The following is an 11,478-nucleotide window of genomic DNA, read 5'->3' as shown; positions in this document are numbered from 1 at the left end:
TGGTGATAAAAGAGTTACCGTCTTTATTTGCGCGTTGCTGAGCGAGGCCTTCTAAAATGGCTTCCGTAAAAGCCCCATTCTCCCACTGCACATCCTCATAAGAAGCCTCGTCTCCCTGGCTGGAAACTACCGTGGTAAAGCCTTTCAAAACTTTGTTCAGCTCCTCCAACTGATAGTCGACATCTTCATTGTTTCCTTTTGCTCCTCCGCTGTAACAGGCATCGATGAAAATCAATTTCTTGCAGGGAATGGCTTCGAGTACTTCAATGATGTCTCGTTCATAGGAAATGGAAGTAGTTCGGTAAGTAGAGGGATCGTAGTCATCTCCCTGGATGCGAAGTCGACGCCTTTCATCCAAAAAACCGTGAGAAGAGATGTACAATAGGATTATATCTTTCTTTCCGATGTTTCCGGCTTTGTACTTAGCCTCCAGCTTCTCTATGCTTTTTTTGATGTTGATGGAGGATGCCTCTTTTCCCAGCAGCACCTCGGTATTTACTTGATTGAAGAGTCGGCCTCCCTGGTCTTTGGATTGAGGTTCAAAACAGGCGGCGAAGTCACCGGCATCTTTCATGGTATAATCCAGATTTGTCTGGGTACCGATGGAAAGCAAATGGATGTTGGGGCGATGCGGAGTGAAGTTCAGCATAAGGGCTTCTGACTCCATACTGCCCGCAATGGCTCCGGAAATCTTTACCCGAAATTCGTTGATCCCTTCCTCCTGCAACTGAAGCGTACTGCTAAACTGGTATTTGGCAGGTCCAATCCGAATCAATTTGGAATCAGGCGAAGGTTTGATTTTCTGAATGCCCTGACGTAGGATGTAGACATCGGTTTTCTTGAGGGCTACCGGAGAATTGATCAGCACCTGCAATTGGAATTGGCGTTCATCCACCACTAATGCACTGCTGGTCCACAAAGGTTTTTCCCAGAAGATTCCCTTACTTCCGTCATTGGCATCGGGCGTAAGTTCGGAGATATCTTCGCCGTCCCTGATCAATACCTTGGGGTAGGATTTATACACTTGCCCATCTTTTGCCTTCATGACAATCTCCAGCTTATTCACGCCTTCCTTTAAGACTACTTCGGTTTCAAAGTTGAGTTCCTGTTTATCACTCGCAACGGCTTTAAATCCGACGACCTCTCCTTTGGCTCCCTGCTTTTCATTGTTGAGCAAGACACTCACCTGATCCTGAAACACTTTTTCCTTAGACTCTATGCGGGCCTTGATCTGGACGGTTTCGCTCAGTTTCGTTTTTCTGTCCGGGGAAATCCAAATGATTTTGGTTTCCTGAATATTGGCCTCCTTTTTCTTTTTGGGGGTCTTTACTACCAGGGTTTGGCTACTGGCGTTCTTCTTTCGGATTTGGCCGTGGGCGCTTTCCAAAAGAAAAAAGCTTAGGATTAGTATGGGTAATAAGGCTTTCATATTCATGGGCTTATTCGGGTAGTTTGCAAAAGATGTAATCTTCCTCATCCACGGATGCTGCAGGACTCAGATCTGCTGAGGTTTCGCTGTAATGCCAAACCGTTTGGATATTCAAATCCGTGTCCCGATCGTGAATCAGACTTAGCTGACGAAAAACTCTGACAGAATTCGCTTCAAAGACCTGGAATTGTTGCATAGGCTTTCCATCCAGTTGGTAGTCGAGTACCAGGGTCATGGCAGCCAGGCTTTTTTCTGCGAATTGCTCGACAGGTACTTCGATCTCCAGGGATCGCTTTCGGAGACCTGAAGCTTCCAAATCTGTACTTACATCCAGGAGGCTGCTGCAGAAGGGCATACTCTTCCAACCCGTACGTTTTACATCTCCTGCTTTGGGATGCTCAATCACCTGGTAGCGGAAATCAGTTCCCATGTTCACCGCCTGAGAAAACTTGACCTGCTGCACATTTAGATCCGGTTGAAAGCGGGAGAACGTAATGGGGTCCAATTCGATCCAACGCCTCCCTCCTATTCCCAGGGCTTTGATTTGAATCTCTTTCATGTTCAAATCGGGTCTTAGCTCATTGGCAAAATCGTAGCAACGGAGTTCCATGGCGGGGTAATCGGTAGGAATCCCGGCTTCATTTATGTCTATTTTTTTCAGCTTTTCCGGATAGCTGGCGAAATCGAGACTTACTGCAAAGGCTCCTCCGGCTATGCTCTGCAAAACAGGAATGGAATCCTGTTTAATCACTTTTTCCAGTTTCTCCTCCAGCTTATTCAAATCCCGATCGCTATTGCCCGAGATATCCAGGGAACGCTGAACATCCTGAACCAGATCGGCATAGAAGGAATAGTTGATGCTCAAGGCGAGTTTATCTTCCTTCAGTAAATTTTGGAGCAGCTGAGCTTCTTCATTGGATAGGCGCAGGGTAAAGGTGCGTTCCGTCCAATAGCTCCTTTTGCTGCTACTTCCGCCTTCGCTATTTGCTTCTGAACTCCCAACGCCTCCCAATCTGCGAAAACTATCTCCCACCGGTACAACCAGATAAGCTTCTACATTCTGGATGGATAAAGGACGGATCGTTACGTCTTCCCCTAAAGCCAGCTTGGCAGCTCTTAATTGACGGGCCTGGGCTTTTTCCATGACCGCCGTAAGTTGTACCAGGTTGAGAAACTGCTTTTCGCCCTGATCTCCCCCGCAACGTGTCCCTGTATAGCGGGTAAAAACGATCTGCAATTTGGGAGCTCCATCGGATTCTTTGGCAAGTCGCAGTTTGCCCGGTGCATAATAGTACAGCTGAGGATTTTTCAAATCCTGGTAAAAGGTCAGGCCTTCCAATTCCTGCTTGCTGGACTGCAAGGCTTGCCCTAATGAAAGACTCGCACCTCCGATCAGCAAGGCCAGAAGCAGGCTGGAATTCCAAAGAATTTTATGTAGATAATTATTAATCATCATTTGCCTAATTGACATTGCCCTGATCGTCTGTTTTGATGAATAGGATGTCGCTTCGGAAGCTATTGAAGAATTGCTCGCTTTTTCCTCCGAGAAGAAGAAAGCCACCATCATTTGCCTGAATTACATCGATTCCCCATTCATAAAACACACTGCCAAAAGTTCTTTCCCAGATCAAATCCCCCATCTTATCAAGTCTTAACAGGTAGAGGTCCGAAACTCCTGCGCCCAGACTCGTTGTTTCACCGACGATTACCAAATCCCCATTTTCGGTCTCGATAACTTTAGCCCCGGATTCTTTTCCCGTCCCCCCAAAGGTTTTCTCCCAGCTGAGGTTTCCTGCAGGGTCCAATTTCAAGACTGCAATGTCACTATCGGTAGCATATGGATTTTTAGTGCCAACAATAATAAATCCTCCATCGTCAGTCTCAACAATAGAATTAGGCTCAACATCATTCACATTTGAAAAAATTTGCTCCCATATTAGCTGCCTGCTAGTATCCACCTTGATCAGGTAGAGATCGTCGTCGCTTTCTCCCGGTAAGCGGGTTATACCCATTAAAACATAACTGGATTTATCAGCCGTCTCGATGATTTGTTTGCCTTGATCCACTCCCGATGGGCGGCCATAAAGAGAAGCCTCAAAGTCATTAGTAAACTCGATTCCTTTTGTTTGCCCTAAGAAAACACTTGTAGTACTACTTTGATCGTCCATATTATAGCGTGAGGACGTACCCAGCATCACATACTTTCCGTTGCTTGCCTGGATGACTGAGGTAAAATCACTGGTGTAGATATACTCTTCACTGGTATTTCTAACCGTATCTACATAGAAGTTGTCGAACCATGAATTTCCCGTATCAAAGACTCGATGAAAGTAGGCATCATATTTTTCCAGGGTATCATTGTTTTGTGACTCTCCGACAAATACAAATCCTTCATCAGGTGTCTCAATTCCTGCAAAGGCACGGTCATCAGCAAAGCCCCCATAGGTTTGCTCCCATAATTGGTTTCCATCAACATCCAATCGCAAAATAGCCGCCTGCAATCCCATACCCCCATTGTCATTTTTACTGCCTATGATTGCATATCCACCATTAGCAAGAGCAAGCAATTGTGTACCTATTTCCCGGGTCGATTCCTCTCCCAGAACCTTTTCGAAGGTCTGAAATCCAATTACGGCATCTTTACGAATGATCTTTTCGCATCCGTTTTCATCGCTAACGGTCAGCTTCACATTATAGGTTCCCGGTTTCGCATACGCATGTTCCGGGTCAGAAAGGGTAGCCATATTTCCATCTCCAAATTCCCAGAGGTAGTTCACCCCATTTACCGAGCGGTTTTCAAAGTTAATGCTGCAGGGCCAGGAACATGAATTGTTGTTGATATTGAAATCAGCTACCAAATTATCGCAGCTAGGAGCAGGAAGCATCTCTTCTGCTTCGTGAAGATTATCCAGCTTGCATGCTCCCATCAGAAAGATCAGCAGCAATAGAGAAAAAGAAATATTTGTATTTTTCATAAAAAAGAAGTCTAAATTCTAGCTTAAAAATTTCCTCCACAGTCTACTCTGAATAGATCCATATTCTGGCCATTGCCCAGCAGGACAAATTCATCATTGTCAGTTTCCAGCATGTTTACCAGGGTGTTGCCTTCTGAAATGTCCAGGATTTCTTTGGCGAATTGGATTTCTCCCGCTGGATTCAGTTTCATGAAGTACGGGACGAGGAGATTGTTTTTATTGTAAGCTCCGCAAGCCATGATGTGGCCGTCTTTGCTTGGGATCATGTCTCGCAGACGGGCGAAGCCTTCCCAATCCGTCCGCCAGCTATCTGTAGTTTCATTTAGGCGAAAAAAGACTGCTCCTCCTTCGGTTCCCAGGTCCCGGGTAGATATACCGACGACAAAGTCATTGGCAGTCAGCGGAACAATCGAGACCAAATATTCGAAATTGAAGGCGCTTCCAACGCTCGTGGAAATCTGGAAATTGCTGTTGTTGATGTAGCGCCCCCATACGCTTTGCCCAGCATTGTTGATTTTCAACACATATATTCCCTGACCTGGGACAAAAGTTGCGAGTACAGCACCTCCATCAGAGGTAGCTTCTATATCAATGCTGGCCAGATTTGAAGGTGAGTATGGCTGAAGAAAATCGAAGTAAATGATATTATCCGGAAATAAATTAGCAGACCAGACGAAAACACCTGATTGATTGCTCAGAGCTGAGGTATAGTTTCCGGTAATGAATACCGATTCATTTACTCCCATACTCACATCATGTGCAACAAAAGAAGTATCACTTTTGAATAGTCCATCCAGACGCGCTCCTGTACCCACGTAGGTATAAACCACTGTAGAGTTTAGGCTGTCGTTGTAAATCGTGTGGGTGGTACCGGCTACCGGATTAAAAAAGGCGAGGTAATCCCGTGAAGCAGAACCGGCATCGTACACACTTTCAAATTGCCCGTTGGCAGAAAAGTCAAGGAGGGAATTAAATCGCTCTCCAAACCCTTTGGCTGTCAATCGATACTTCTGGCCATCTACCTGGGGAAACATGCGATTCCCATTATAGCTTGAAAGGCTTTGGCGAAAGGTATTCCCTGACGGATTTATGCTTATCGATTTACTTCTTTTTCCAGCCCCTGTTTCTGATCGGACTGTAAGGCTTACTTCATAGGTTCCTCGTTCTTCGTAGAAATGTACAGGATTTTGTTCTTCCGAGCTTGTTCCATCTCCAAAATCCCAGCTATAGGCTCCCTGTGAATTTGTATTAAAAGCCACCTGGTAGCAATCCGTATTGGAATCGAAATCTACCGCTATGCTTGCGTGTATGGATTCCAGCTCGCAGCTATTCATGCCCAGGCAAAGGGCCAGGAAAGAAATTGTAAGGAAGGGAAAGCTAAGCTTCCGCAGATTATAGATTTTATGCTTAACCATTTCGTCTGAGTTTATTTTTTGAAGAATTGCCATTTCTCCTCATCGGAGGGCTGGCTTTTTTTGCGGGATTAGCTTTGCTTCCTCCAGGTTTGCTCCGGAAAAAGAGGATTTGCTTTTTTACCTGGCTAGAGCCTAAGGAAAGGATGCTTTGATTGTGGGATATCCAGGTTCGGGCTTGGTGTACCTTCCCGTCCGGCATCACAAGGCTGATTTGGTACTCAAAATTGAAGTCTCCATTGGCATCCAGGTACAGAGGCCCTCGGTCTACGCTCATTCCATCGCTGGTGATTTCAACATCCTCCAGGGCGACTTTTCGGCGGCCGTTGGGGTCGGCTTGCAGGGATCGAATTTTCAGGTAAGCCACATCCGCTCCGGTAAATTCGAGGACATCCTGTATGCGGACTTTGATGCTCATTCGATCTTTCCCATTGCCCTTTTCAAAGCTTTCCCTCAACTTCTCATTGCAGGAAGTACAAGGCTGCATGGTATAATCCAACCAGATTCTTTTTATGCTTCTGTCATTGTCCCAGGAATTGGGAATGATGTAGGCATTCTGAAAATCGATGCTCGCTTCTTCCGGTACTTCCGCATCTCCCAGCTTCCAGGAATAGACCTGGTGATGGTCGTTTTCTTCCTTCAGCATATGCAGGTAATTGAGCTTGACCGGATAGCCCGTGCGATTGGTCCAACCTCTCCGCCAGGAGGCTCCCTGCAAGATCATCCTGCCGTACGTGGCCGGATCATCAATCTTCAAATTGAAGGGAATGGCGATCTCCTGCTGGACGTTTTTGCCCGAGGGAGAGATGATCACATTGCCATATAATCCAATATCATTAAATAACATATTTATGAGACTTTCTATACTCTCTGTCGTAAAAGAGAGCAAGATGTCTCCTTTCAGATCTGCGGGTGGACGTACATCTACCTGATCTTCGGAGATGCCAAACTGACTCAGGTTATTGAATTCAATCTCGGGTCGATTCCGTAGTGGCAAAGGTTGAAAGCCTACAATGGCCGGACTCGCATCTGCTTTTCCTGTTGTTGCCTGGGCCAGAAGTTTCGAGCGAAACAGGCGAATGTCCTGGCTGCTGATTTTAGGTTTTAAAATAGCGGTTACCGTTACCTGACCGTCCTGTCCGTAATTGAAATTCAGGTCATAGGGATCATCTCCTCTATTCGCTATCCAATTCAAGCTGTACTCGGTCGGGTAATAATAATAGTAACCCGATTCGCGATTGGCATCCCGGAACACCTGCTCATTGATGCTAAAGAGGTGTTCATCATTGAAATCATGGTCCGCCTCTACCTTCTCCATGATGTTGAAGGTGATATTGGCCGGTCCTTTTCGTTCCCGGGAGTTCTTGTCCTCCTCTTGCGCGGCCTGCTCCTCCTGGCTCCAGAGAGAGAGGGGCAAAAGCAGCAGCAAGATGAGGGATATGCATGAATATTTCATGGGCTTAGGTTTTTAAGCTTAATTTCTGGGTAGCAATCGAGCTTTTCCGATGGGACTCAGATTGACTTTCACGCGCATACTTTTATTGCCCCCTACCCGCCAGGTCTTTTTGAAGGGATAGAGGTATTTGATGGCGAGGGCATTTGCCAGGCTCGAACCAGAAGCATTGCCCTTATCCGAATTCTTGTTTAGGCTTTCCATCAATTCAGAGGCCCGCGATTTTTCATTCAGGTAAATCTGGATGTAATGGGTCTCTATTTGAGGATTGCGGTAGGTTTTGCCGTTGAGCTGTTTGAAGCTAAAGGTCAAATCTGCCAGACTTTCTCCTTCCGCCAATTCCTGTGCAGTGGCCTGAACTTCGGCTACGGGCTGCTTGTTTCGATCCAAAGCGATTCCGGATATGCTGTATTTCTTGCCGGCTTTGACCTGGCAATCAAAACTCATATTCAATCGCTCGGCGGATTGAGAAAGCACCTCTGCTTTGGAAATGCTCACCGAGGGGCGGAAGTCCTTTTTAAGGGGCTGGAGCTCCTGGGCAAAGCCATGATTTAGTAAGCATAAGCCTATGAAACTTATGAAAAGTATGGATTTCATAATACGGTAGTATATTCTATCGGATTCAATGATGAAAACACGCTTGAAAGGAAATACGACTGCCTGTTTTACCGATTGCTATCTGTGTTATCGTTCCGCTTTCTGGTTGATTTACTTCTACCACCCGATTCAGTCATTGCTCTTATAAACATATCGAGATTTAATTCAGTGAATACCTTCGCATTGCTTCCTGAATTATGTGCATATAATAGGGAGGACCTAATAAGGTCAAAATAATCATCCAGATTTATGTTCTGTTCTTTCTGCAAGCTGACGTATGTGCCAATGCTCAGAACGAGATCTTTTTTATTTGTGATCTTCAATCCTGTACAATAATCAAGAATTGCAATGGGCAAATACTCTCCCATAGCTCTTGAGTCTCTGGATTGAATGGTGAGATTTTTGAATAAAATATTGAAGACATCCGTGTCTTTATAAGCTGCTAGTTCTAGCTGGCTGTTTTTAATAACATTAACAAATAAACTTAAGGGACCCATTTTTTTACTGAGTCGCATAAATTGGTAAAAGATCTCAGCCTGAATCATTTCATTATGAAGCAAGAGTCTGCTAGATAATTGCCTAATTGGTAAAAGACAGCTGCTACCTGGTTTTACTATTTCTCCCTGGTACCCATCTTGTCTAAGCAGTTCTGTTAGGCAAAATTGAGCAGGTACTCCTTCATTTGCACATTGACGAGGAACGAGCAGTTTAAGGGGAAGGTTTTTATTTAACCAATTGAAACACTTCTTATTTTCATAGAATTCAGTTTCAACTAATACAGTTCCAGGCGTTGGTGGCGCTAAACATGTGTAATGAAAATACTTGGTAAAAGCCATTGCAATGGCTCTTTTGGTTGCATAATTCCTACTCGAAATTAATTCAATATTTCCCCTGACATTGGCCAATACCAAATCCATGTTGCGGGGCATTGTCCTTTCAAAACCAAAACTAAGTTGGGTCATCACCAATTCGTAAATGAAGGCCTCGTCTCCAAACATGTCGTTTTTTCTTTCAGAAAGAAAGCCCGAACCGACTCCAAGGGTTCCACATACATTTCCGGATGAACGGAATTGCCCACAAGGCGCGGCGAAGCGCTTATTGAGCCATCCGTCACAGTAAGAATAATTTTTCCAATCTCTATGGATGTTTTCTGTGAAGACGTTATCATTAAAAATGTAGAGATCTATTGGCTTAGCATTTATTAGTAAAATGGCCTTTACCAGACGTTGAAGTTGACTATCTCTAATAAAAGTCCTCGTATTTTTTGGAACTGGCTCTATGAGCCTTTTTAGGAATTTAGCTGCTTCTGCATGTTCAGGATTGGTCCAAAAGGGATGTTGAGGGTTATCATTTAAAAGAAACTGATTATTTGCCCTTCGCGGTTCCAGGGTCATATCACTGATAAAAATGATTCTCAAATGTTGTTTGATGAATTCATGATCCTGTCCCATTGCAGACAGATGTATCACTATACTAAGCAGTAAGACTGTTATCTTTTTCATAAAAATTAAGCTTAGGGTATTCGAAGCTATTTCAGGAAATAGCAAATAGATGATGTTTGTTTAAGCAAATTAGACTTACATGGAATCCGCAAAAATGACCAGGCTGTTACCTGTTTTCCGTTCAGATTTTACGGTTTCTCCACTTCTTAAAATCCAGGTGATCTCATAGCTATAGCCCGGATCGATGTTTAAAAAGGCTGCGGGCTCAAGTACTTCTACCTGAACTGTAGGATTCTGACTTCTCGGATTTAGCCGAACCTGCTTTACTGTTTCTTTGCCTTCTACCTCATAGAAAATTTTAACCTCAGCAGATCGTATGCCTTCTTCTTTTGCAATTTCCGGATCGATTTCTACATCTATTACCTTTCTCAAATAAGGAGGAGCAAGGGGAATGGTATTAACTTCAGAAGCAATCCATTCACTCTCGAGACTTGCGCCGCCAAAGAAATTCCACACGGTTTTGTATTCGTAATCCAACCACTGTCCTCTTTCATTATCTCCTTTCCATCCGTACAAAAATTTGTAGAAGTTGCCTTCTTTATTGAAACGGGAACGATCGATCCGAATCTCATCCGTCGTAACCTCTCCACTTTCATGAGACTTCTTAAAACTCACTGCCACATAATTGATGAATTTGTCGAAATCCGAAGCATTGTATCCATCCATTATTGCAGCTATTTCTCTCTGCTGATAGAATACATCGCTTCCCATATTAAACTCACGAAAACAATCATTGCAATTGATACTTCCAACATTATGATCGAAGCGTAAGGTAATTTTATCTGTTTTGGACTTATTCAAGTCAATTTTAAAACTGCCCCGCTGACGAACTTTTCTCATGGTATAGCTAACCAGAATGGCACTGGTAGGCATAGTTGAAGTTGCGGATGTATTTGGTGGCGGCATACCACTTGAGAGCGGTTTAAATTTGGGATCATTTACGGGAGGTGTTCGGTTCTGACTGTACCCCTGGTTAGGATCAATAGGGGTACCTGCGGAAGCCAATGGAGTATTCACAGGAGCTTCTCCCCCAACAGAATTCAAATCAGGGTTGTTCCCATTTGCTTGTTGTAAGGCCCGGCGTTCGGCCTGCGCCAGATCTTCCGCAGCCATTCTTCTCCCCTGCGTCAATAAATTTTGTGCTCTATCCAGCATCCGGGGTTGGCGCATTCCGTATGCGGCATTTCGAGGTGTCCCCACATTATTATTAGCCGAATTAAACATCATGGTGGTCAACTTATTGTAAGCCGCATCAATTGCCTTTTCCATGTCCGCATCCGGATCAAAGGAGGTAACTTTGATCGCGCCTGTCTTCCTCAAATCATCAAAGGTTTTGTTGATCTCCGTTCCCAGCATCGTATTTCCCACTCGGGTGATGGCGCCTGCCTGGAAATTGCTGTGGTTGTAGATCTGGTCGAAATTGGCTTCTATGGTAGCACTAATGGGTGAGCGGTAGCCCTTTACCGTCATTTCGAAGGAAAAACTCATATCCGGGGTAGGAGAATTGAAGGACTCCCAGAGGATTTTTGCTCCGTTTTTATTAAGTAAAATGCTAATTGCAGCTTTTTGTCCGTCCAAAATGGGAGCTTTCCCTAAGCCGATAACCTTCTTGGTAAAGCCCGATTCTTCATTGGCTATAGAAGAAATGAGGGCAATGGTTCCTCCTTCATAGATGATCGGCCCTACAATCTCTCCACTGGGATTGATCTGACGCAACGCTCCTTTGGCTTCACTGAGCTGATCATCTGTTACATTCAGTTCCACTACCGCATGGACGATTCCTCCGCCTTCTCCTTCTTTCTGATCTTCTGCTCCTTCCGAACTCACATTGTCCACGTAGCGGAGGAAAGAAAACTGAGGCTCTCCATTGGGATGCAAAGCCAGGCGAGGCTTATCCGGCAAGTAATAGTATTTGTTCCCATCCTTCACGTCCGGGAAAACGGTAAGTTCTCCGGCTCTGACGGGATTGTCGATTAAGATGCTTTGTCCAAAGCTGGCTTTTGAAAGCATGCCCAGCAGAAAACAGATCATAAAAATCCGTACGCTGAATGGCTTGATATGAGATGTATGTTTCATTGCTTTGATTTATTCTTGTTTATCCTGGGTTCAA

At 44.6% G+C, this 11,478-nt stretch carries 8 protein-coding genes; all 8 read right to left on the bottom strand.

From position 1 onward, the window contains the following. Positions 1–1,429 (bottom strand): caspase family protein (locus R8P61_32420; GenBank protein ID MDW3651829.1); only part of this gene is annotated, 1,429 nt, incomplete at its 3' end. A 10-nt stretch (positions 1,430–1,439) separates the two neighbouring features. Continuing rightward, positions 1,440–2,900, bottom strand: a complete 1,461-nt coding sequence (locus tag R8P61_32415; GenBank protein MDW3651828.1) for a hypothetical protein — start codon at positions 2,898–2,900, stop codon at positions 1,440–1,442. Further along, a complete protein-coding gene (locus tag R8P61_32410; GenBank protein ID MDW3651827.1) occupies positions 2,890–4,404 on the bottom strand; it encodes a PKD domain-containing protein in 1,515 nt (504 codons plus the stop codon). Before R8P61_32410 ends, R8P61_32415 begins: the two co-directional genes overlap by 11 nt. A 23-nt stretch (positions 4,405–4,427) precedes the next feature. Beyond that, complete coding sequence (locus tag R8P61_32405; GenBank protein MDW3651826.1) at positions 4,428–5,819, bottom strand: PKD domain-containing protein; 1,392 nt, start codon at positions 5,817–5,819, stop codon at positions 4,428–4,430. Continuing rightward, a complete protein-coding gene (locus tag R8P61_32400; protein MDW3651825.1) occupies positions 5,812–7,272 on the bottom strand; it encodes a hypothetical protein in 1,461 nt (486 codons plus the stop codon). The genes R8P61_32405 and R8P61_32400 overlap by 8 nt, the downstream gene beginning before the upstream one ends. A gap of 18 nt (positions 7,273–7,290) precedes the next feature. After that, positions 7,291–7,866 (bottom strand): hypothetical protein, encoded by a 576-nt coding sequence (locus R8P61_32395; GenBank protein ID MDW3651824.1) that lies wholly within the window; start codon positions 7,864–7,866, stop codon positions 7,291–7,293. A 68-nt stretch (positions 7,867–7,934) separates the two neighbouring features. Continuing rightward, positions 7,935–9,368 (bottom strand): hypothetical protein, encoded by a 1,434-nt coding sequence (locus tag R8P61_32390; protein MDW3651823.1) that lies wholly within the window; start codon positions 9,366–9,368, stop codon positions 7,935–7,937. Between the two features lie 75 nt (positions 9,369–9,443). Further along, on the bottom strand, positions 9,444–11,444 hold the full coding sequence (locus R8P61_32385) for a hypothetical protein (GenBank protein MDW3651822.1): 2,001 nt from the start codon (positions 11,442–11,444) through the stop codon (positions 9,444–9,446). Between the last annotated feature and the right edge of the window lie 34 nt (positions 11,445–11,478).

The organism is Bacteroidia bacterium, assembly GCA_033391075.1.
Lineage (GTDB): Bacteria > Bacteroidota > Bacteroidia > J057 > J057 > JAWPMV01.
This window is presented reverse-complemented; position numbering and strand designations above follow the sequence as displayed.

What these genes read in the sequence shown, in the direction of transcription:
- R8P61_32415 (MDW3651828.1), bottom strand. Translation starts at nt 2,900, where the DNA reads ATGTCAATTAGGCAAATGATGATTAATAATTATCTACATAAAATTCTT.
- R8P61_32410 (MDW3651827.1), bottom strand. Translation starts at nt 4,404, where the DNA reads ATGAAAAATACAAATATTTCTTTTTCTCTATTGCTGCTGATCTTTCTG.
- R8P61_32405 (MDW3651826.1), bottom strand. Translation starts at nt 5,819, where the DNA reads ATGGTTAAGCATAAAATCTATAATCTGCGGAAGCTTAGCTTTCCCTTC.
- R8P61_32400 (MDW3651825.1), bottom strand. Translation starts at nt 7,272, where the DNA reads ATGAAATATTCATGCATATCCCTCATCTTGCTGCTGCTTTTGCCCCTC.
- R8P61_32395 (MDW3651824.1), bottom strand. Translation starts at nt 7,866, where the DNA reads ATGAAATCCATACTTTTCATAAGTTTCATAGGCTTATGCTTACTAAAT.
- R8P61_32390 (MDW3651823.1), bottom strand. Translation starts at nt 9,368, where the DNA reads ATGAAAAAGATAACAGTCTTACTGCTTAGTATAGTGATACATCTGTCT.
- R8P61_32385 (MDW3651822.1), bottom strand. Translation starts at nt 11,444, where the DNA reads ATGAAACATACATCTCATATCAAGCCATTCAGCGTACGGATTTTTATG.